This is a genomic window from Variovorax sp. RTB1 (genome assembly GCF_035018765.1).
Classification (GTDB): domain Bacteria; phylum Pseudomonadota; class Gammaproteobacteria; order Burkholderiales; family Burkholderiaceae_C; genus Variovorax.
In genome coordinates, this window is the sequence record NZ_JASJXG010000018.1 from 56812 (window position 1) to 78211 (window position 21400).

The window sequence follows — 21400 nt, forward strand, 5'->3', positions numbered from 1 at the left end:
GGTTGGGGAAAGTTGCCATAGGACAAAACGTCCAATGCCAAGAATAGCCCGATCGGCGTAGATTCTGCGAATTATCAAGACCGAGTCCACTTTAAATTGTCCGGTATGACCCAGCTCAAGAAACTTCGCGGATTACTTTTCCTACCCGCCATTGCACTCCTGTCGGCTTGCAACATGGTGTCCATGAACCCTTCGGGCGACATCGCCGTCCAGCAGCGCAACCTGATCATCACGTCGACGCTGCTGATGCTGCTCATCATCGTTCCGGTGATCGTGCTGACGGTGGTTTTCGCGTGGCGCTACAGAAAATCGGCCGCCAACGCGCATGCCGATTACCGCCCTGACTGGAATCACTCGACCCAGCTCGAGTTGGTCATCTGGGCAGCGCCGCTGTTGATCGTGATTGCCTTGGGCGCGCTGACCTGGATCAGCACTCACACGCTCGACCCCTACCGCCCCCTGGCGCGGCTGGACGCCGAGCGAAGCATTCCGGCAGACGTCAAGCCGCTCGTCGTCGAAGTGGTGGCACTCGACTGGAAGTGGCTGTTCATCTACCCCGAACAAGGAATTGCCATGGTGAACGAGATGGCCGCGCCGGTTGACCGGCCCATTAGTTTCAAGATCACTGCATCGTCGGTCATGAATTCATTCTTCATTCCTGCACTGGCTGGGCAAATCTACGCCATGCCCGGCATGGAGACCAAGCTGCACGCGGTGATCAACAAGCCAGGTGCCTTCGATGGTTTTTCAGCCAACTACAGCGGCGCCGGCTTTTCCGGCATGCGCTTCAAGTTTCACGGCATGAGCACGGCCGAGTTCGACAAGTGGGTCGAAACCGCCAAGGCCGACAAAACGGAATTGACCCGCGATGGCTACAAGCAGCTCGAACAGCCCAGCGAGCGCGACCCGGTACGTCGGTATGCCACCGTGGCAACCGGGCTCTACGAAGCCATCCTGAACCGCTGCGTCGAGAACAACAAGATGTGCATGAAAGACATGATGGCAATCGACGCAAGGGGTGGCCTCGGCGTTCCTGGCGCCGTCAACTTGGCCTCGAGTGCTTCTGCAGCGCGCCCGACACCCGGCGTCGACCCGAAGCCCGCACGGCTGTACGTCGGTGCGATGTGCACCGCCCGCGACTATCCGGCAGACATCGCGCTGTCTTCCGCGGACCGTCCGCTCTGACGAGCATCCGCATCGCGCGACTGTCCGCAAAGCTGCTTCAACCCGACTGCCCCTCACTGCGCCACATTGCGCAGCCTAATTTTCGTCACCCGGACCCACGATGTTCGACCATCTAGATATTACGAAGCTCGTCTTCGGCCGCCTTACTTGGGACGCGATCCCTTTTCATGACCCGATCTTGCTGGTGACCTTCATCGCCATCGGACTCGGCGGCGCAACGATGCTTGGCGCCCTGACCTATTTCCGCGTATGGGGCTACCTCTGGCGCGAATGGTTCACCAGCATCGACCACAAGAAAATCGGAATCATGTACATCATTCTGGGTCTGGTGATGCTGCTGCGCGGCTTCTCCGACGCCATCATGATGCGCTTGCAACAGGCCGTCTCCTTCGGCGATTCGGTGGGTTACCTGCCGCCACATCACTACGACCAGATCTTCACCGCGCACGGCGTGATCATGATTTTCTTTGTCGCCATGCCGCTGATCGCGGGTCTGATGAATTTCGCAGTGCCGCTGCAAATCGGCGCACGCGACGTTGCATTCCCGTTTCTCAATAACCTGAGTTTCTGGATGACGGCCAGTGGCGCCGTGCTGGTCATGATGTCGCTGTTTTTCGGCGGCTTCGCGCGCACCGGCTGGCTGGCCTATCCACCGCTCTCGGGGATTGCCTACAGCCCAGACGTAGGGGTCGATTACTACATCTGGTCATTGCAGGTCGCGGGCATAGGCACGTTGTTGTCGGGCATCAACCTGATCGCGACGATCGTCAAGATGCGCGCACCGGGCATGGGTCTGATGAAGATGCCCATCTTCACCTGGACCGCGCTCTGCACCAACGTGTTGATCGTCGCCGCCTTCCCGGTGCTGACCGCGGTACTCGGGTTGTTGGCGCTCGACCGCTACGTGGGCACTGCGTTTTTCTCCAATGACTTCGGTGGCAACGCCATGATGTACGTCAACCTGATCTGGATCTGGGGTCACCCGGAGGTCTACATCCTGATCTTGCCGTTGTTCGGCGTGTTCTCCGAAGTGGTCTCGACCTTCTCGGGTAAGCGCCTGTTCGGCTACGCCTCGATGGTGTACGCGACGATCGTCATCACGATCCTCTCCTACCTGGTCTGGTTGCATCACTTCTTCACCATGGGTTCGGGTGCCAGCGTCAACTCGTTTTTCGGCATCACCACGATGATCATCTCCATCCCGACCGGGGCGAAGATATTCAACTGGCTGTTCACCATGTACCGCGGCCGCATCCGCTTCGAGGTGCCGATGTTGTGGACCATCGGCTTCATGATCACCTTCACGATCGGCGGCATGACCGGGGTGCTGCTCGCAGTGCCTCCAGCCGACTTCGTGTTGCACAACAGCCTGTTCCTGGTGGCCCACTTCCATAACGTGATCATCGGTGGCGTGGTGTTCGGTGCGTTTGCCGGCATCAACTACTGGTTCCCCAAGGCGACCGGCTACAAACTCGATCCATTCTGGGGCCGAGTGTCGTTCTGGTTCTGGATCACCGGCTTCTGGTTTGCGTTCATGCCGCTCTATGTGCTGGGCCTGATGGGCGTGACACGGCGCATGAGTCACTTCGACGACCCGTCGCTCCAGATCTGGTTCCAGATCGCCGCCTTCGGCGCGTTCCTTGTCGCCCTCGGCATCCTGTCGATGTTGATCCAGTTCTACGTGACCTTCCGCGACCGCGAAAAACTGCGTGACACCACCGGCGACCCGTGGGATGGCCGTACGCTCGAATGGTCGACCTCGTCACCACCACCGGCATACAACTTTGCCTTCACGCCACAAGTTCATGACGGCGACGCCTGGACAGACATGAAGAAGAGGGGTTACGTGCGGCCGTTGCAAGGTTTCATTCCCATCCACATGCCCAAGAACACCGGCGCCGGCATCATCCTGGCCGGGCTCAGCGCGGTATTCGGTTTCGCGGCAATCTGGCACATGTGGCCACTCGCCGCCCTGTCCTTCCTTGCCATCGTGGTCGTCGCCATCGGGCACACCTTCAACTACAAACGCGAGTTCTACATCGGTGCGGACGAAGTCTTCCGCATCGAAAGCGAACGTACGCAACTGCTGGCCAGCCATGTCTGAGTTCACTGTTTCCCCACCGCCCGGCACCATGGCTGAAAAAGTCAGTACGCCCGCCAATCTGCGATTTTTCGTAGCCGAAGAGGTCCACCCGGAAAACGGCACGCTGCTCGGGTTCTGGCTCTATCTGATGAGCGACTGCCTCATCTTTGCCGTGCTGTTCGCGGTCTATGCAGTGCTGGGCCGCAACTACGCCGCCGGCCCCTCGGGTGCAGACCTGTTCGACCTGCCGCTGGTGGCGCTGAACACTTCGATGCTGCTGCTGTCGTCCATCACCTATGGCTTTGCCATGCTCGAGATGCAGCGCAAGCGACTGCGACCGGTGTTGGCATGGCTCGCGGTGACCGGTCTGCTGGGCGCCGCCTTCATCGGCCTGGAGCTGTATGAATTTGCGCACCTTATCCACGAAGGCGCTGGACCCCAGCGCAGCGCATTCTTGTCGTCGTTCTTCACGCTGGTCGGCACGCACGGCTTGCACGTGGCCTTCGGTATCGTGTGGCTCGTGACGCTCATGGTCCAGGTATCGCGCAGCGGCCTGATCCTGGAGAACCGTCGGCGACTGATGTGCCTTTCGATGTTCTGGCACTTCCTGGACGTCGTCTGGATCGGCGTCTTCACCTTTGTCTATCTGATGGGATCCCTGCAATGAGCGCACACATCGAAGCAACTTCACCTCACGGACCGCACGACGGACATCACGAAGACGACGCTGGTGGTCCGCACAGCACATTCAACGGGTACATGACCGGATTCGTGCTGGCGGTCATCCTCACTGCGATCCCGTTCGCGATCGTCATGGGCAAGGTATTCGACAAGTCGAGCACCACGGCATTCGTCATCCTTGCATTGGCTGCGGTTCAGATCGTTGTTCACATGATTTACTTCCTGCACATGAGCACCAAGACAGAAGGCGGGTGGTCGTTGCTGGCGCTGGTCTTCACGCTGGTGTTGGTCGTGATCACGCTCAGCGGCTCGATCTGGGTGATGTACCACCTGAACTACAACATGATGCCGCCGTCCATGCAGGAAATGAAGAACATGCCTTGAAGCGAATTGCACTGGCCAGTTGCGCGTTTCTGGTGTTTTCCGGATTCATTGCGCTCGGCATCTGGCAGATAGAGCGATTGGCCTGGAAGCTCGATCTGATTGCACGGGTCGACCAGCGTGTTCACCTCCCTGCCACCTCACCGCCGGCAATGGCGCAGTGGGCGGAAGTGAACAATTCCGATGACGAGTACAGGCACGTGAAGCTCAGAGGGGAGTTTCTGTACGAGCGCGAGACTTTGGTTCAGGCCAGTACCAAACTCGGAAGCGGTTTTTGGGTACTGACGCCTTTGCGCCGCGCAGATGGCAGTGCGATCCTCGTCAATCGCGGGTTCGTGCCGCCGGACGAAGTCGATCGTGCAAAGCGCAAGACCACCGAGCCCGTCGGCGAGGTCGATGTCACGGGCCTGTTGCGCATGACCGAACCCCGTGGCGGTTTCCTGAGACACAACGACCCTGCTTCGAACCGATGGTTCTCTCGCGATGTGGCAGCCATCGCGACTGCGCGCAACGTGGCCGATGCAGCACCCTTTTTCGTCGACGAGGATGCCCCATCGACAGAGACTGACACTCAATGGCCCAGGGCGGGTCTCACCGTGATCGCGTTCTATAACAATCATCTGGTCTACGTGTTCACCTGGTTTGCGCTGGCGCTGATGACCGCTCTCGCTGCCTGGTGGTTCGTCCGCGAAGAACGCAAACCACGCCTCGGCTGATCTCATGACGAGCCCCATGGAAGCTGTCGGTGCCGGACGTTTCGACGATGCCAGCGGCTTGAAGAACATGCAGCAGCTGATCCAGTTGCGCTGGATCGCGGTGGTCGGCCAACTTGTCACGATCGAAGTCGTGTACTACGGCTTCGGCATCAGTCTGCCGATTAACCTCATGCTCGCAGTGCTGGCCGGCCTCACCGCGTTCAACCTTGCGAGCCTGCTGCGCTGGCGTGTGCCGCGAGCGGTCACCAAGACCGAACTCTTCGTCTCGCTGCTGGTCGATGTCGGCGCCCTGACTGCGCAGCTCTACCTGAGTGGCGGCGTCACCAATCCCTTCGTTTTTCTGTACCTGCTGCAGGTCACCCTGGGAGCCGTACTGCTCGATGCGTGGTCCGTCCGCACGATGGTCGGCATCACCACTGCGTGTTTCGTCGGCCTTGCGGTGTTTGGCCGGCCCCTGCCGCTTTCATCCGACCTGAGCCACGGTCTGTCCAGTCCGTACCTGCAGGGCATGTTGATCTGCTTTGCGCTGAATGCGGGCTTGCTGGTGGTCTTCATCACACGCATCAACGGCAATTTGCGCGAGCGCGATGCGCGGCTGTCAGACCTGCGCCAGCGTGCCACCGAAGAAGAGCACATCGTGCGCATGGGCCTGCTCGCATCGGGTGCGGCGCACGAACTCGGGACGCCGCTGGCCACGCTGGCCGTGATCCTCGGCGACTGGCGGCGCATGCCGGCTTTCACCGCCGATGCCGAGCTGTTGCAGGAGGTCGGCGAAATGCAGGCACAGGTGCAGCGCTGCAAGACCATCGTGAGCGGCATCCTGCTGTCGGCCGGCGAAGCGCGTGGCGAGTCGTCCGTCAAGACGACCATCTGCACCTTCCTCGACGACCTGGCCGAAGAGTGGCGCACCACGCGCAACAGCCGCGTCTTCGTCTACCGCAACCTCTTTGCGCCCGACATGCCGATGGTGTCGGACTCGGCCCTGAAGCAGATGGTGTGCAACGTCCTCGACAACGCCATCGAGGCTTCGCCGCATGGCGTGGGCCTGGATGTGATGCACGATGTCGACGCCAAAGCGTTGACGTTGACGGTCACCGATGCGGGTCCCGGGTTCCCGCGAGAAATGCTGGCCCAGTTCGGCAAGCCTTACCAGTCGAGCAAGGGACGTACCGGCGGCGGACTCGGGCTGTTCCTCGTCGTCAACGTGGCGCGCACGCTGGGTGGCAGCGTGGTCGCGCGCAACCGGCCCGAAGGCGGTGCCGTGGTGACGATCACCTTGCCCCTGGCAGCGATCACCCTCGAAGAAGAAGACGAAGAAGAAGATCAGGACGATGAAGATGGAAACTGAACGCCTGCTGCTCATCATCGAAGACGATGCCGCCTTCGCCCGGACGCTCGGCCGCTCGTTCGAGCGGCGCGGCTACGCTGTGATGCTCGCGACGAGCCTCGATTCGGCGCTTGCGCTGGTGGAAGGCGATGGTCAGGAGGGCAACGAAGAAACGTCGGGCCGAACGCCCGGCTACGCCGTGGTCGACCTCAAGCTGAACGGCGAAGCATCGGGCCTGGCCTGCGTTCGCGCACTGCATGCGCACGACCCCGACATGCTCATCGTGGTGCTGACCGGCTTTGCCAGCATCGCGACGGCCGTCGAGGCCATCAAGCTCGGCGCCTGCTACTACCTGGCGAAACCGTCGAACACCGATGACATCGAGGCCGCCTTCGGCCGAGCGGCGGGCAATGCCGAAGTCGAACTGACCAACCGCTCATCGTCGATCAAGACGCTCGAATGGGAGCGCATTCACGAGACGCTGGCACAGACCGGCTTCAACATCTCGGAGACCGCGCGGCGGCTGGGGATGCACCGCCGCACGCTGGCGCGCAAGCTCGAGAAGCAGCAGGTCAAATAGGCACGCCGCGGAACGATGCAATCCTGGCGATACTTCGGGCATGTCCGACACCCCTACTGACGCGCTCACCTTCCAACAGGTGCGCGCCCGCTTGATGGCACGCGACGAGATTGCCTTGCTCGACCTGCGCGAAGAACATCCTTTCGCGCAGGAACATCCGCTGTGGGCGGCTAACCTGCCGCTCGCATGCATCGAAGCCGATGCGAAGCGGCGTATTCCACGACTCGACACCGTCATCGTCCTCTACGGCGAGCAGGACGGCGAAGACCTGGTGGCAGACGCCGCCGGCCGGTTCGCTGCACATGGGTATACGCAGGTGCATCGGCTCGAAGGAGGCCTCGACGGTTGGCGCGCAGCGGGCGGCGAAGTCTTTCGCGACGTCAACGTGCCAAGTAAATCGTTCGGCGAACTGGTCGAGCACGAGCGCCACACCCCTTCGCTTTCCGCCGAAGAAGTGAAGGCGCTGATCGACGCGAAAGCTGATGTCGTCGTGCTCGACGCGCGCCGCTTCGACGAGTACCAGACCATGAGCATCCCGACCGCGACCAGCGTGCCGGGTGCCGAGCTGGTCCTGCGTGTGCGCGAACTGGCGCCCGACCCGGCCACGCGGGTGATCGTGAATTGCGCGGGACGCACGCGTAGCATCATCGGCACGCAGTCGCTGGTGAATGCGGGCATTCCCAATCCGGTGACCGCGCTGCGCAACGGGACGATCGGCTGGAAGCTGGCCGGCCAGGTGTTGGACCAGGGCGCGCAGAAACGAGCGCCAGACGTGGTCAGCGATGCGCATCGCGCGCAGGCCCGCGCAGACGCGAGGCGCGTCGCCGATCGCGCTGGCGTGCGCCGGATTTTGCTCGATGCCATCGACTCACTCGACGCACCCGACCGCACGCTTTATCGCTTCGACGTGCGCACGCCCGAGGAATATGCCGTAGCCCATCTGCCGGGCTTCGCCAGCGCACCCGGCGGCCAGCTGGTGCAGGAGACGGATCACCATGTTCCGGTGCGCGGCGCCCGCATCGTGCTGGCCGACGACGACGGCGTGCGTGCGCCCATGACCGCTTCGTGGCTCGCGCAAATGGGCTGGGATGTCTACGTGGTCGCTGCGCCTGCGGCAGACGCGTTCAGTGAAGCGGGCCCGCCGTTCGATGCAGCCGCCGCACGCCCTGCGCCCAACCCGCATCGCTACCGCCGCCCCTACGAAGGCACCGATGCGCCGCCCGAAGCCATGCAGGCGTATCTCGATTGGGAGTACGGCTTGGTCGCGCAACTCGCACGCGATGGCACGCACTACTTCAAGGTGATCTGACGCTAATCGAAGGGCGCTGCCTCTGCCTCTGCCTCTGCTTATGCCGCTGGCAACTATGCATCTGACGAAACGGTCGTTTGCCGATCGCTCTCGCACCACGAGAATCGCGCCCTTTGCTCTCTTCGACCAAAGGCTCCGCGATGCGCGCTCACCCTGTCTTCAAACCTGTCCTCACGAAGCTCGCAACCTTCGCCTCCGCACTTGTGCTCGCATTCGCAACGGCAACGCTCGCTCTCCCCGTCCAGGCGCAGACCTTCCCGACCAAGGCCGTCCACATCACAGTCGCCAACACGCCCGGCAGTTCACCCGACGTGCTGGCGCGCTCGCTCGCGATGCGACTCGCCGAGCAGTGGAAGCAACCCGTGGTCGTGGACAACCGCGCCGGCGCCGCCGGAATCCTCGCGGCCGACGCGTTGACCAAGTCCCCGGCCGATGGCTACAGCCTGCTGGTCGGTGCCGACGGGCCGATCACCATCCTGCCGAACATCCAGCACGACCTGCCCTACGACGCACAGCGCGATCTGTTGCCGGTGGTCTCGCTCGGCCAGATCGACTTCGTGCTGGTGGCCAATCCGAAGACCGGTTTCTATTCGCTCGCCGACTTCGTGCGTGCCGCCAAGGCGCAGCCCGGCCGCTACAACTTCGCTTCGGCCGGCAATGGCAGTCCGCAGCAGCTGGCCATGGAAATATTGAAGGCGCGCGCCGGCATCTATGCGACGCACATTCCTTACCGCGGTGGGCCGCTGGGCTTGCAGGACGTGCTGGGCGGCCAGGTCGACGTGATGTTCATCGCGGTCGGGCCGGCGCTGCCGCACATCCGCAGCGGTCGGCTGGTGGCGTTGGGTACCACGGGCGAGCGCCGGCATGCCTTGCTGCCCGACGTGCCGACCGTTGCGGAGCGCTACGCGGGCTTTAAAGCAGGAACGTGGTTCGGCCTGTTTGCGCCGGCGCGCACGCCGCAGGTCGTGATCGATGCCATTGCTGCCGACGCCGGTCGCATCGTGCAGTCTCCTGCGGTGCGCGCCGAGTGGGCGGCGCAGGGTATCGAAGCGACCGGTCAATCGCAACGCGAGTTTCAAAAGCAGGTCGCCGCTGAATACGGGCGCTATGCGCAGATCGTGAAAGCGGTCGGCATCAAAGCGGAGTAGCCCGCGAATGACAGACCGTCTGGCGCATCAGAGCTTGGCGATCGATACCTCGGTCGACTTCACCAGTGCGACCACGGCGGAACCCGGCTTGAGCTGCAGCTCGTCGACCGAACGCGTGGTGATGACCGAGGTCACGATGCCCCAGGCCGTTTCGACATCGACCTCGGACACCACGTCGCCGCGGATGATCTCCTTGATCTTTCCCTTGAACTGGTTGCGTACGTTGATAGCTTGAATGGACATGAAGGACTCCTCGGAAATTGAATGACGCCGGGGCTAGACAGCCCACCTGAGCGCGTGCGCTGGACCATCGGCCCAGCGCGTGTCGTTGGCCGGATCCGACGGTTCGGCGATCTCTGCATCGGGCTTTTGCAGTACGCGATCGAGGATGCGTTTCTCGATGGCTGCAAACGCCGGGTCACCCTGCGAGCGCGGCCGGGCCAGCGCGATGTTCTCGTCCAGCGCAATGCGGCCGTCTTCGATCAGGATGACGCGATCAGCCAGCGCCACCGCCTCCTGCACATCATGCGTGACCAACAGCGCGGTAAAGCGATGCTGCTGCCACAGGTTCTCGATGAGCCGGTGCATTTCGATGCGGGTCAGCGCGTCGAGCGCGCCCAGCGGCTCGTCGAGCAGCAGCAAGCGCGGGTGATGCACCAGCGCGCGCGCCAACGCGACGCGCTGCCGCTGCCCGCCTGAGAGGCGCGCCGGCCATTCGTTCTCCCGATCGGCCAGCCCGACCTGCGCCAGCACTTCGCGGCCGCGCGAGCGCAAGGCCGCTGGCAGCCCGAGCGTGACGTTGTCGAGCACGCGACGCCACGGCAACAGACGCGCCTCCTGAAACATGATGCGGGTGTCGTCGTGCAGCCCGTCGATCTTTCGGCCGTTGGTGCTGAGCGTGCCGTCCGAGGCCGGCTCCAGTCCAGCGACCAGCCGCAGCAGCGTGCTCTTGCCGCAACCGCTGCGTCCGACGATGGCGATGAACTGGCCAGGCGCGATGTCGACCTGTGTATTGCGCAGCACTTCACGCGCGCCGTAGCGCTTGTGCACGCCACGGATTTCGAGCCGCACGCCGCCAGCACTGGTTCCTGCATTCATCTCAACCCCTTGGTTTGAAGAGCGGCACATCGAGTGCATCGAGCTTTTTCGGCAACAGCTTTTCGGCGAAGAACGCATCGGCGATGCGTTGCTGTTCCGTCAGCAGCTCGGGCACGACGGGGCGCACGGCATAGCTGCGACGGCCATTCGCGCGTTCGACGATGGCGGCATCGATGCCCCACACGGGCGCCAGCAAGGCCGCCGCTTCTTTCGGGCTTTGCTTGACCCATTTGCCGGCCTTTTCGAGCTCGACGTACAGCACTTCAAGCACATCGGGCCGCGCGTCTGCAAAGCGCGTCGCGGCCAGGTAGTAGCGCTGGTAAGACGCGATGCCGGTGCCATCGGCAATCACCCGCACGGACGACTGCTGCTGCGCGGCGGCGAGGAACGGGTCCCACACGACCCAGGCGTCGATCGCGCCCTTCTCGAAGGCGGCGCGGCCATCGGCCGGCGTAAGGTAGGCGGGCTCTATGTCCTTGAAAGACAAGCCGGCTTTGGCGAGCGCGGCGATCAGCAGGTAGTGCACGCCGGCCGCTTTTGCGAAACCAACTTTCTTGCCCTTGAGATCGGCCACCGACTTGACCGCTGAATTGGCCCGGACAACGATGGCTTGCGCCGCCGGCGACGGCGCCTCTTGCGCTACGAAAGTCAGCTTGGCGCCAGCCGCCTGCGCGAACACCGGCACCGTGTCGGCCACGTCGGCGCTGACATCGAGGTTGTCGAGATTGAGCGCTTCCAGCAGCGGCAAGCCACTGGTGAACTCGTGCCAGCTGACCCTGACACCCAGTGGCGCCAGCCGACGCTCCAGCGTGCCCTGGGTCTTGAGCACGACGATCAACGTCGACGACTTTTGATAGCCGATGCGGACCGTGGCGGATGTGGTTTGCGCAAATGCCGATGCAGATGCAGATGCAGATGCAGATGCAGATGCAGCGAGTGCTGCCAGCGTCCCGAGTGCGCTTCTGCGCGTAAATGAAAAAGATGCAGTCATGGTTTGTGGCTCGATCACTTGGCTTGGTAACCCGGATGCCATCTCAGCCACCAGCTTTCCAGCCCGCGCGCGAACAAATCGGCAGCCTTGCCCAGCAGCGCATAAAGAAGGATGCCGACCAGCACGATGTCGGTCTGCAAGAACTCGCGGGCGTTCATCGTGAGGTAGCCGATGCCGGACTGCGCCGAGATCGTTTCGGCCACGATCAGGATCACCCACATCAAGCCGAGCGAGAAGCGCAGGCCGACCAGGATCGACGACAGCGCGCCCGGCAGGATCACCTCGCGGTACAGCTGCCAGCGGGTCAGGCCATAGGTGCGGCCCATCTCGATCAACTGCGGATCGACGTTGCGGATGCCGTGAAAAGTGTTGAGGTAGATCGGAAAGAACACCGACACCGAGATCAAGAACAGCTTGGCCGTCTCGTCGATGCCGAACCACAGGATGACGAGCGGGATCAATGCCAGCGCAGGGATGTTGCGCACCATCTGGATGGTCGAGTCGAGCAGTGTCTCGAAGAGCTTGACCGAACCGGTGAGCAGGCCCAGCCCGAGGCCCAGGCTGCCGCCGATGGCGAGCCCACCGAGTGCGCGGCCGGCACTCACCTTGACGTGCGTCCACAACTCGCCCGATGCGGCCAGCGTCCACGCAGCCTGCAGCACGGCGAGTGGCGCGGGCAGCACGCGCGTCGACAACCAGCCGAGCGACGAGGCGATCTGCCAGACCACGATGAGAGTGACCGGCACCAGCCAGGGAATCGAAGCGACACGCAGTGCACGAAGACTTGGGGGGTGCGACATTTTTAGCTTTGCGATTGCAGACGCGATGGCGCATCGAGATTGGCGACCACCTCGCCGAACGGTCCGGTCAGCGAGCCACCGGCAAGGCGTGATCCGAGCTGCGTCTGAGCGCGACGCGACAACAAAGGAAACACCAGTTCCGCGAAGCGATACGCCTCTTCCAGATGCGGATAGCCCGACAGGATGAAGTTGTCGAGCCCGAGCGCCGCGTACTCCTCGATGCGCGCGGCTACGGTCTTCGCATCGCCCACCAGGGCGGTACCCGCACCACCACGCACGAGTCCGACGCCGGCCCACAGGTTCGGCGAAATCTCCAGGTCGGCACGCGTGCGTTTCGCGCCGCCGGCATGCAACGCGGCCATGCGGCGCTGACCTTCGGAATCCATCTTGGCGAACACCGCTTGCGCCTTGATCACGGTCGCGTCGTCGACGCGGCTGATCAGCGACTCGGCCGCGCGCCAGGCTTCGTCGTCGGTCTCGCGGACGATTACATGCAGCCGGATGCCGAACTTGACGGTGCGACCCTTGCGCGCCGCACGGGCCCTGACGTCTGCGATCTTCTTTGCGACCTCTGCAGGCGGCTCGCCCCATGTGAGGTACGTATCGACCTGCTCGGCCGCGAGCTCGTGCGCCGCCGCCGACGAGCCACCGAACCACACTGGCGGATACGGCTTCTGCGTGGGCGGGAACAGCAGCTTGGCGCCCTTCACGCTCAAGTGCTTGCCTTCGTAGTCGAAGCTCTGCCCGTCGTGGCTGCGGGTGATGATCTCGCGCCAGATGCGAATGAACTCGGCCGACTGTTCGTAGCGTGCGGCATGGTCGAGGTACACGCCGTCGCCTTCGAGCTCGGACTGGTCGCCGCCCGTCACGAGGTTGACAAGCACCCGCCCGCCGGAGAGCCGGTCGAAGGTCGCGGCCATGCGCGCGGCCAGGCTGGGCTGATGCAAACCGGGGCGCACGGCAACGAGAAACTTCAAGCGTTTGGTCGAGCCGATCAGGCTGGCAGCGATGACCCACGGGTCTTCGCACGAGCGGCCAGTCGGGATCAACACGCCTTCGTAGCCAAGGCTGTCGGCCGCGCCGGCCACTTGCTGCAGGTAGTCCAGGTCGACGGCCCGCGCGCCTTCGGCCGTACCGAGGTAGCGGCTGTCGCCATGGGTCGGCAAGAACCAGAAAATTTGCATCGTCATATCGATTCCGTCTTCACGCGAGGTTGACCGACGCGGCTTCGAGCACTTTGATCTTCTTGGGGATCAGCTTCAGCTCGAAAAAGGTGTCGGCGATCTTTTGCTGCTCGCCGAGGATGGCTTTGGTGATCGGGCCGATGCCGTAGGCCGCGCGGCCCACCGACACATCGACGACCGGCTTCGGCAAGCCCCATAGCGCAGACAGTTCAGCGGCAAGTTCGCCTTTGTTCGCGGCGCCCCACACGTCGATCTTGTTGAGCTCTTCGGTCGCAATGGCGAGCACGTCGGCGTTCTTGGCGACGTAGTCGAGCGACGAAAAGTAATAGCCGCGATTGCCCACCACGCCGCTCGCGTCGGCCAGGAGGTGCGCGTCGAGCGACTGTTGTGCGGCGGCCAGGAACGGGTCCCAGATCACCCACGCATCGATAGAGCCTTTTTCGAAGGCGGCACGCGCATCGGGCGGCGGCAGAAAGACGAGGTTGAGGTCGGCGTAACTCAGGCCCGCCTTCTCGGCCAGCTTGACGATGAAGTAGTGCACGTTCGAGCCCTTGTTGAGCGCGACCTTCTTGCCCTTGAGATCGGCGGCCGTGCGGATGGTCGAGCCCTTCGGCACCAGCACGGCCTCTGCACCGGGCCGCGGCACGGTGGCAGCGACGTAGGCCAGCGGTGCGCCTGCCGCCTGCGCGAAGATGGGCGGCGCCTCACCGACATCGCCGAAGTCGATCGAGCCGATGTTGAGCGCTTCGAGCTGCACCGGGCCGGCATTGAACTCGGTCCACTTGACCGAAACACCCAAGGGCACAAGCCGCTTTTCGAGCGTGCCGCGGCCTTTCAGGATGTTGAGCGTGCCCTTCTGGTTGCCGATGCGAAATTGGCGCGACGGCGCTTGCGCGAGTGCGGCGAACGACGGCAACGCGATGGCGGCTGCCACGCCCTGCACCAGGCGGCGACGCGGAATGGAAACGGTGGTTGTCATGGGTCGGTTTCTTTCAGGCAAAGGCACTCCCGCACCGCGCTTGGGCGGCGTTGCGAGACATCTGTACGGATCGGTGCAGAGGCGGCTGGGATTGCCGCGCCTGCTTGCTTCTGCTCGGCTACTTTTGCTTAGCCGTGTAGATCTGATCGAACGACGCACCGTCGGCAAAGTGCGCCTTGTCGGCCTTGGCCCAACCACCGAAAGCATCGTCGATGGTCACCAAAGTCAGCTTGGGAAACTGCTTGTCGTACTTGGCCTTGGCCTTCTCCGATGTCGGGCGATAGAAGTTGCGGCCGGCCACGTCCTGGCCTTCGTCGGAGTACAGGTACTTGAGGTATTCCTCGGCGACGGCGCGCGTGCGCTTCTTGTCGACGACCTTGTCGACCACGGTCACGCTGGGCTCGGCCAGGATGGAGATCGAAGGCACCACGATCTCGAACTTCTCGGGGCCGAATTCCTTCAACGCGAGGAAGGCTTCGTTTTCCCAGGCGAGCAGCACGTCGCCCACGCCGCGCTGCACGAACGTGATGGTCGAACCGCGTGCGCCGGTGTCGAGCACCGGGACGTTTTTGTAGAGGTTGGCGACGTACTCTTGCGCCTTGGCCTCGCTGCCGTATTTGCGCTTGGCGAACTCCCATGCCGCGAGGTAGTTCCAGCGCGCGCCGCCCGATGTCTTGGGGTTGGGCGTGATCACCTGCACGCCTGCCTTGGTGAGGTCGTCCCAGTCCTTCAGGCCCTTCGGGTTGCCCTTCTTGACGAGGAACACGATGGTCGATGTGTACGGTGCCGAGTTGTGCGGCAGGCGTTTTTGCCAGTCGGCCTTGACCAGTCCGCCGTGCGTGACGAGTGCATCGATATCACCGCCAAGCGCCAGCGTAGCCACGTCGGCGTCGATGCCGTCGATGATCGATCGGGCCTGCTTGCCCGAGCCGCCGTGCGACTGCTTGATGGTCACGTCCTGGCCGGTCTTGGTTTTCCAGTACGCAGCAAAAGCCTTGTTGTAGTCGACGTACAACTCGCGGGTCGGGTCGTAAGACACGTTGAGCAGCGTGACCGGTGCCGCGCCCTGCGCGAAGGCGGGCGATGCCGTCAAGCCAGCGAGGGTGAACGCGCTGGCCAGGCCAGCGCCGAGGGAAAGCTTGATAAAGTCGCGGCGAAATTTCATGGTTGTGCTGCTCACAGGCATATCGGTGAAGCTGCGGATTCTGGAACCGGCATATAGAAACTGGAACGACTGAGTTCTCAGTTCTAAATAACGAAATCAACTAAGGGCGCTCCGCGCGACCCAACCACCCCGAAGGCACCCCAAATGGCAAGAATGGTCCAATGCGTCAAGCTCGGCAAGGAAGCCGAAGGCCTCGACTTTCCGCCTTACCCGGGCGATCTCGGCAAGCGCCTCTGGGCGAGCGTCAGCAAAGAGGCATGGGCGGCGTGGCTCAAGCAGCAGACCATGCTGGTGAACGAAAACCGGCTCAATTTGGCCGACCAACGTGCCCGTGAATACTTGAAGCGCCAGATGGAAAAGCACTTCTTCGGCGATGGTGCCGACGTGGTTCAGGGCTATACCCCTCCCACCGCCTGACCGCAATCTCCGGCGCGCCCGTCGCATGACCGAACCGGTCGACTGGCGTGCCGACGGCGTTCCGCGCAGCGAGCGCTTCGACGACATCTATCACACCGAAACCGGCGCGCTTGCGCAGTCGCGCTATGTGTTTCTAGGCGGCTGCGGCTTGCCACAAGCCTGGGCAAATCGGCCGCAATGGCTGATTCTCGAAACCGGCTTTGGCTTGGGTCTCAACTTTCTGACAACGTGGCACGCGTGGCGCGCGGACGACAACAGGCCGCGCCTGCTGCACTTCGTCTCGATTGAGGCGCACCCGGTGGCGCCGGCCGATCTGGTTCGCGCCGCAGCGGCGTACCCGGAACTGGCCGACATGGCCGAAGCGCTCGCAGCGCAGTGGCACGGCCTGCTGCCCGGCTTTCATCGGCTCACGTTCGACGACGGCAAGGTCACGCTCACGCTCTGCGTCGGCGACGCCCAGCCGATGCTGCGGGCGCAGCGCTTCGAGGCCGACAGCATCTTTCTCGACGGCTTCAGTCCGCAGCGCAATCCCGAGATGTGGTCGGCCGACACGCTCAAGCAGGTGGCGCGGTTCGCGCGGCAAGGCACCGGCATCGCGACCTGGACGATCGCACGGGCGGTGCGCGATGCGCTGGCGCAGTGCGGATTCACGGTCGGCAAACGCATCGGTCTGCCGCCGAAGCGGGACTGCCTTGCGGGCACGTTCGCGCCAGCGTGGACCGTGCGGCGACGCGATCCCTTGCCGGTACGGGTCGAGCTGCCGGGGCATTGCGCGGTCATCGGCGCGGGCTTGGCGGGTGCCGCTGTGGCAGCGAGCCTGGCGCGGCGTGGCTGGCGCGTCACCGTGCTGGATGCGGGCGGTGGTTCTGCGGCCGGCGCGTCCGGCTTGCCGGTCGGGCTGCTCGCACCCCACGTGTCGGCAGACGATGCGCTGCTTTCCCGCCTCACCCGAGCGGGCATTCGCGCCACCTGGATCGAGTTGCAACGTTTGCTCGAAGCGGGTGTCGATTGGCGGGGCACGGGCGTGATCGAGAGACGCTCGGATGGCGATGTGAGGGTGCCTGCCGCGTGGCAAGCGGCAGGGCCGAACGAGTCATGGCCAGCCGATGTCGAACGCCTGCAGCTGAGTGGCCTCCCTGCGGATGCGCCGGCACTCTGGCATGCGCGCGCTGCGTGGGTGCGCCCGAGGAGTTTGGTCGAAGCGTGGCTGAACCAGCCTCCAATCACCGTGAGGTATGAAACGCGCGTGGAGCGACTCGTGCGCCACGACGCGTCCTGGCGCCTCGTCGATGCGCGCGGCGACATATTGGTCGAGGCCGATCGCGTGGTCATCGCGGCCGGCATCGACAGCCGCACCCTCGCGCCTGCATTGCCTTTGCAACCGGTGCGTGGCCAAGTCGCATGGGGCCACGCGCCACACGATGCCGATCTGCCGGACATGCCGATCAACGGCGACGGTCATCTGATCGCGCGCGTGCCGGCAACCGATGCCGAAGCAACCGGTTCGCTCTGGCTTGCCGGCGCCACCTTCGATCGCGACAGTGTCGATCTGGAACCGCACGCATCGGACACCGGACGCAACCGCGATCGGCTGACGCGCCTTCACCCAGGCGCCGCAGCATTACTCGACGTCGCCGCAGCCAACGCATGGGTCGGCATCCGTTGCGCCTCGTCCGACCGCCGCCCGCTGGTCGGCCCGCTCGATGAAGCAGGCTGGCCCGGCGTCTGGGTCAGCACCGCGATGGGCTCGCGCGGCCTCACCTTCTCCGCCCTCTGCGCCGAACTCCTCGCAGCCCACTGGCACGGCGAGCCACTTCCTTTGCCGGCGACGCTGGCAAGGGCGCTCGACACACGGCGCCTCGCCAAGCCGGTCAAAGACTGAAGGTGTGGCGTGAGAATGCGGGATGGCCCTTCGCTACGACATCACCCACACCACCACTTACCGTTACAACAAGCCCGTCACCTTCGGCTTGCACCGGATCATGTTCCGCCCGCGCGACAGCCACGATCTGCGTGTGTTGGCGACCGACCTCAAGGTCAGCCTCGGCGCCAACATCCGGCTGATTCAAGACCCGCATTCCAACTCGGTCGCGCTGGTGCAACCGCTGGGAGAGGCGACCGAACTGAAGATCGTCTGCTCCTTCACCATCGAACAGGTGCCGTCGCTGCTCGACCAGCTGGTGCTGCACCCGGCGGCGGAGTTCCTGCCCTTTGCCTATTCGGTCCAGGACCGGCTCGACCTCGAGCATTACCTGCGTCCGCACCACGACGACCCGCAAGGCGAGTTGATTCGCTGGGCGCACCAGTTTTTGCAGACCGACGCACCCAACAGCACGCGCGATGTGCTGGCGCGCATGAACGCGCACATCGGCAAGAGCCTGACCTATGCAGCGCGCGATGAAGAAGGCACGCAGACGCCGCTCGAAACGCTCCAGCTCGGCAGCGGCAGTTGCCGCGACTACGCGCTGTTGATGATGGAGGCGGCACGGCGGCTGGGCGTGGCGACGCGTTTCGTGTCGGGCTATCTGTACGACGCAGCGCTCGACTCGCGCGCCATCGAGGCGGCGGCAGCGGGTCCGGCGGCCGGCAGTATCAGCGCCACCACAGGAGCCGGCTCTACGCACGCATGGCTTCACGCGTACCTTCCGGGCGCGGGCTGGGTCGCCTACGACCCGACCAACAATCTGATGGGCAGCGCGCAGTTGATCCGAGTCGGAGTGGCGCGCGATCCGTCCCAGGCTGCGCCCATTGCCGGCAGTTGGTTCGGCGCGCCCGACTCGTACGAAGGAATGACAGCAACGGTCGTCGTGACGCGCCGCCGGCACTGATTTTTCAGGCAGACCACGTAAGGGTTCGATAAAAGTTTCGTAGGACGAAAGGCCGACTCCGCCTCGTTGTCGCGCGCGCGATACCACCTCAGGGAAAGTCCCTGCTCCGTTGATTTTGGTGCGCCATACGCTCACCCCGCCGAACGGCACAACAACACAAAGTACGGAGACATTCATGAGCAAAAAGCGCATCCCGCTTCTCGTCATTGCAACGCTGTCCCTTGCCGCTTGCGGCGGCGGCGGCGGTGGTGGTTACAACGGTCCCCTTCCCATCGCAGCAGCGCCAACGCCTGCACCCGCACCGGCCCCTGCGCCCGCACCTGCCCCTGCACCGGCCCCCGAGGAGAAGCGCCTGCAAGATAGCCGCACTTCGTTTGCGCCCTCGCCCGCCGATGCAGCCGCAACGACCTTTGCTGCGCTCGTGGTGGACCCGTCCGATACGGTCGTCAACACGACGACCAGCCGCTGGCAAGGCGTGCTCGGCGGTGCGCTCTATCGCGTCGAAGTGCCGGCCAACTGGAACGGCAAGCTGGTCATGTATGCGCATGGCTACCGCGGTCAAGGCAATCAACTGACTGTCGACAATCCGGGCATCCGGCGCTACCTGATCCAGAACGGATACGCCTGGGCCGCGTCGAGCTACAGCAAGAACTTCTACGACGTGCGCGCCGGCATCGAAGACACCAACGCCTTGGCGCTCGGGTTCAACAAGATCGCTGCGGCCAACAATCGCACGCTGGCCGCGCCGAGCAAGATCTACATCACGGGCGTGTCGATGGGCGGCCATATCACTGCGGCGGCCATTGAAGACGAGGCCTATGCAACCGAAAACAACAAGGTCAAGTACAACGGCGCCGCGCCGATGTGCGGCGTGCTGGGCGACACCGAGTTGTTCGACTACTTTGCCGGCGCGCAGGTAACTGCGCAGGTCGAAGCGAGCCTGCCGAAATATCCGTTCCTCAACTGGACCGACATTTCTGCGCAGGTGGTTGGAACGTTGTTCACTGCCAGCTTCCCAGCCGCTCCGGTGACCGCAACCGCGGGTGTCGGCGTCAAGTACCAGAGCGTGGTGAAAAACCTGACCGGTGGCGAGCGTCCGATCGCTGCGGTGGGCTTCGCCTACGGCGGTACCTTCCCGATCGTCATCGGCGTCTTTGGCGGCGACGGCACCATCAACGGCATCCTGAACAAGAGCGTGATCGACACCAACCGTTTGACCTACACGATCGATGGCGACGCGGCGGGCTCGACAACGCTCAACGCTTCGGCACTCAAGCTGACCGCGGCGGTCGACGCCAACCGGCTTCGCACCGACGGCCTGCGCTGGATTCCGAAGACCAACGGGCAGTTCAAGATTCCAGTGGTCACGCTCCACACGCTCGGCGATTTCTACGTGCCTTTCAGCATGGAGCAGATCTACCAGCAGCGCGTGGCGGCCAACGGCAACAGCACATGGCTGGTACAGCGCGCGGTTCGCGGCGCTTCGCATTGCGACTTCACCACTGCGGAAATGGCCGAAACCTTCGACGCAATGATCAAGTGGGAACGTGACGGCGTGAAGCCAGGCGGCGACGATGTGGTGACCGCGGCAACTGTTGCCGCACCGGCGTATGGCTGCACCTACACACGTAATACAACGAACCCGAACGACGACACCAATCCAAACGTGGCTGCACTTCGGGGTGCGATTGCGGCTTCGCCCGGCGGCACTTGCCCCCCATGAACGTCGCTTGAAGCGATAGCAAAAAAAGAGGCCTTTCGGCCTCTTTTTCATTGAGCGCCATACATACAATCCTCTCCAAATATTGCAATAGTTACTAAATGTGAACTAATGCGCTTGTCCCCTTCGGACGGCAGAACTAAAACCGATGTTCTTCCTGAACGCCCCCGAAAGGACCAAGACGTGAACACCGACCGAGTAGCCCTGATCGTCGACGAACCCATTCCTGGCCACTACTACTGGATCCTGCAGCGCCAGGACGGTGCAGCCTGTCGTGCGGTCGCTGCCGCCGAAGGCCCGCTGCCGAGCCACGGCCTGGCACTGATGGCGGGCACCACCGCGTTGCAGCGCCGCTTGAGTTCCCGCGTGCTCGACCGCCGCCCGCTGCCACCCGTGCTCGACTTCGAACAACCCCGCATCGACTTCGCGCCGACCTCGCTTCAGTGAATTGCCGGTGCGCCGCAGAGCGCACCTTGCCTTGATCGGACTCGATCGGGTAGTCGACCGGACAGGCCTTTTTGCGCGCTGTCCGATCGATCGCCGATCCGTGTCCAGCGACAGACGCTGACGACAGTCAGCGATAGCCGTCGACATCCGCTCGACGCCGCTTCGCCGCACCCTCGCCGCGCCCTCGCTAATATCCGGTGCCAATGCGCGCCGCGATTCCTCACCCGAGTCTCTCCGCAGCACGTCGCTCTTATCCGGAGCGCGCCCCCAATCGCCCGGCAACCCGCATGGGCGTTGAAGAATATGCTTATCCGCATAAGGCGCGAACCAAAAAATAGTTTGCTTAGATAAGGCGTGCTTT

The 21400-nt window shown here is 63.5% G+C and carries 21 protein-coding genes; 14 read left to right on the forward strand and 7 right to left on the reverse strand.

The genetic code is table 11. The annotated features are described in order from the left end of the window. Nucleotides 1-105: 105 nt before the first annotated feature. The 9 genes from cyoA to QN397_RS13415 all read left to right on the forward strand — a co-directional run bounded on the left by cyoA (nucleotide 106) and on the right by QN397_RS13415 (nucleotide 9410). On the forward strand, nucleotides 106-1185 hold the full coding sequence (cyoA, locus tag QN397_RS13375) for a ubiquinol oxidase subunit II (RefSeq protein ID WP_323501092.1): 1080 nt from the start codon (nucleotides 106-108) through the stop codon (nucleotides 1183-1185). A gap of 100 nt (nucleotides 1186-1285) precedes the next feature. Beyond that, on the forward strand, nucleotides 1286-3289 hold the full coding sequence (gene cyoB / locus QN397_RS13380) for a cytochrome o ubiquinol oxidase subunit I (protein ID WP_323501093.1): 2004 nt from the start codon (nucleotides 1286-1288) through the stop codon (nucleotides 3287-3289). Between the two features lie 28 nt (nucleotides 3290-3317). Continuing rightward, entirely contained in the window at nucleotides 3318-3935 is a 618-nt protein-coding gene (gene cyoC, locus QN397_RS13385; protein ID WP_323501094.1) for a cytochrome o ubiquinol oxidase subunit III, read from the forward strand. Beyond that, the gene (gene cyoD, locus QN397_RS13390) at nucleotides 3932-4333 is read left to right on the forward strand and encodes a cytochrome o ubiquinol oxidase subunit IV (protein WP_187051797.1); all 402 of its coding nucleotides are present in this window, start codon (nucleotides 3932-3934) and stop codon (nucleotides 4331-4333) included. Before cyoC ends, cyoD begins: the two co-directional genes overlap by 4 nt. Next, on the forward strand, nucleotides 4330-5046 hold the full coding sequence (locus QN397_RS13395; RefSeq protein WP_323501120.1) for an SURF1 family protein: 717 nt from the start codon (nucleotides 4330-4332) through the stop codon (nucleotides 5044-5046). The genes cyoD and QN397_RS13395 overlap by 4 nt, the downstream gene beginning before the upstream one ends. Before the next feature lie 4 nt (nucleotides 5047-5050). Then, the gene (locus QN397_RS13400) at nucleotides 5051-6394 is read left to right on the forward strand and encodes an ATP-binding protein (protein ID WP_323501095.1); all 1344 of its coding nucleotides are present in this window, start codon (nucleotides 5051-5053) and stop codon (nucleotides 6392-6394) included. After that, the gene (locus QN397_RS13405; RefSeq protein ID WP_323495881.1) at nucleotides 6384-6953 is read left to right on the forward strand and encodes a response regulator transcription factor; all 570 of its coding nucleotides are present in this window, start codon (nucleotides 6384-6386) and stop codon (nucleotides 6951-6953) included. The genes QN397_RS13400 and QN397_RS13405 overlap by 11 nt, the downstream gene beginning before the upstream one ends. Before the next feature lie 40 nt (nucleotides 6954-6993). After that, a complete protein-coding gene (locus QN397_RS13410) occupies nucleotides 6994-8262 on the forward strand; it encodes a rhodanese-like domain-containing protein (protein WP_323501096.1) in 1269 nt (422 codons plus the stop codon). A 140-nt stretch (nucleotides 8263-8402) separates the two neighbouring features. After that, entirely contained in the window at nucleotides 8403-9410 is a 1008-nt protein-coding gene (locus QN397_RS13415; protein WP_323501097.1) for a tripartite tricarboxylate transporter substrate binding protein, read from the forward strand. Between the two features lie 27 nt (nucleotides 9411-9437). Here the strand turns inward: QN397_RS13415 and QN397_RS13420 are convergent, their stop codons facing one another. The 7 genes from QN397_RS13420 to QN397_RS13450 form a co-directional block, all read right to left on the reverse strand. Next, nucleotides 9438-9653 (reverse strand): TOBE domain-containing protein, encoded by a 216-nt coding sequence (locus tag QN397_RS13420; RefSeq protein ID WP_323501098.1) that lies wholly within the window; start codon nucleotides 9651-9653, stop codon nucleotides 9438-9440. A 33-nt stretch (nucleotides 9654-9686) separates the two neighbouring features. Beyond that, nucleotides 9687-10508: an ATP-binding cassette domain-containing protein gene (locus QN397_RS13425; protein ID WP_323501099.1), complete on the reverse strand. Its 822-nt coding sequence runs from the start codon at nucleotides 10506-10508 to the stop codon at nucleotides 9687-9689. Between the two features lies 1 nt (nucleotide 10509). Beyond that, entirely contained in the window at nucleotides 10510-11499 is a 990-nt protein-coding gene (locus QN397_RS13430; protein ID WP_323501100.1) for an aliphatic sulfonate ABC transporter substrate-binding protein, read from the reverse strand. A 14-nt stretch (nucleotides 11500-11513) separates the two neighbouring features. Further along, complete coding sequence (gene ssuC / locus QN397_RS13435; RefSeq protein WP_323501101.1) at nucleotides 11514-12299, reverse strand: aliphatic sulfonate ABC transporter permease SsuC; 786 nt, start codon at nucleotides 12297-12299, stop codon at nucleotides 11514-11516. A 2-nt stretch (nucleotides 12300-12301) separates the two neighbouring features. After that, on the reverse strand, nucleotides 12302-13483 hold the full coding sequence (gene ssuD / locus QN397_RS13440; protein WP_323501121.1) for an FMNH2-dependent alkanesulfonate monooxygenase: 1182 nt from the start codon (nucleotides 13481-13483) through the stop codon (nucleotides 12302-12304). Nucleotides 13484-13502: 19 nt separating this feature from the next. After that, nucleotides 13503-14462, reverse strand: a complete 960-nt coding sequence (locus tag QN397_RS13445; protein ID WP_323501102.1) for a sulfonate ABC transporter substrate-binding protein — start codon at nucleotides 14460-14462, stop codon at nucleotides 13503-13505. Nucleotides 14463-14580: 118 nt separating this feature from the next. Further along, nucleotides 14581-15627: a sulfate ABC transporter substrate-binding protein gene (locus QN397_RS13450; protein WP_323501103.1), complete on the reverse strand. Its 1047-nt coding sequence runs from the start codon at nucleotides 15625-15627 to the stop codon at nucleotides 14581-14583. A gap of 144 nt (nucleotides 15628-15771) precedes the next feature. Between QN397_RS13450 and QN397_RS13455 the strand changes: the two genes are divergently transcribed. From QN397_RS13455 to QN397_RS13475, 5 genes are all read left to right on the forward strand, one after another. Further along, on the forward strand, nucleotides 15772-16044 hold the full coding sequence (locus QN397_RS13455; RefSeq protein WP_187051782.1) for an oxidative damage protection protein: 273 nt from the start codon (nucleotides 15772-15774) through the stop codon (nucleotides 16042-16044). Nucleotides 16045-16069: 25 nt separating this feature from the next. After that, entirely contained in the window at nucleotides 16070-17926 is a 1857-nt protein-coding gene (gene mnmC / locus QN397_RS13460) for an FAD-dependent 5-carboxymethylaminomethyl-2-thiouridine(34) oxidoreductase MnmC (RefSeq protein WP_323501104.1), read from the forward strand. Nucleotides 17927-17948: 22 nt separating this feature from the next. Beyond that, complete coding sequence (locus QN397_RS13465; RefSeq protein WP_323495872.1) at nucleotides 17949-18872, forward strand: transglutaminase family protein; 924 nt, start codon at nucleotides 17949-17951, stop codon at nucleotides 18870-18872. Between the two features lie 175 nt (nucleotides 18873-19047). After that, on the forward strand, nucleotides 19048-20595 hold the full coding sequence (locus QN397_RS13470; RefSeq protein WP_323501105.1) for an alpha/beta hydrolase: 1548 nt from the start codon (nucleotides 19048-19050) through the stop codon (nucleotides 20593-20595). 180 nt (nucleotides 20596-20775) lie between these two features. Continuing rightward, nucleotides 20776-21039 (forward strand): hypothetical protein, encoded by a 264-nt coding sequence (locus QN397_RS13475; RefSeq protein ID WP_187051778.1) that lies wholly within the window; start codon nucleotides 20776-20778, stop codon nucleotides 21037-21039. The last annotated feature ends 361 nt before the right edge of the window (nucleotides 21040-21400 follow it).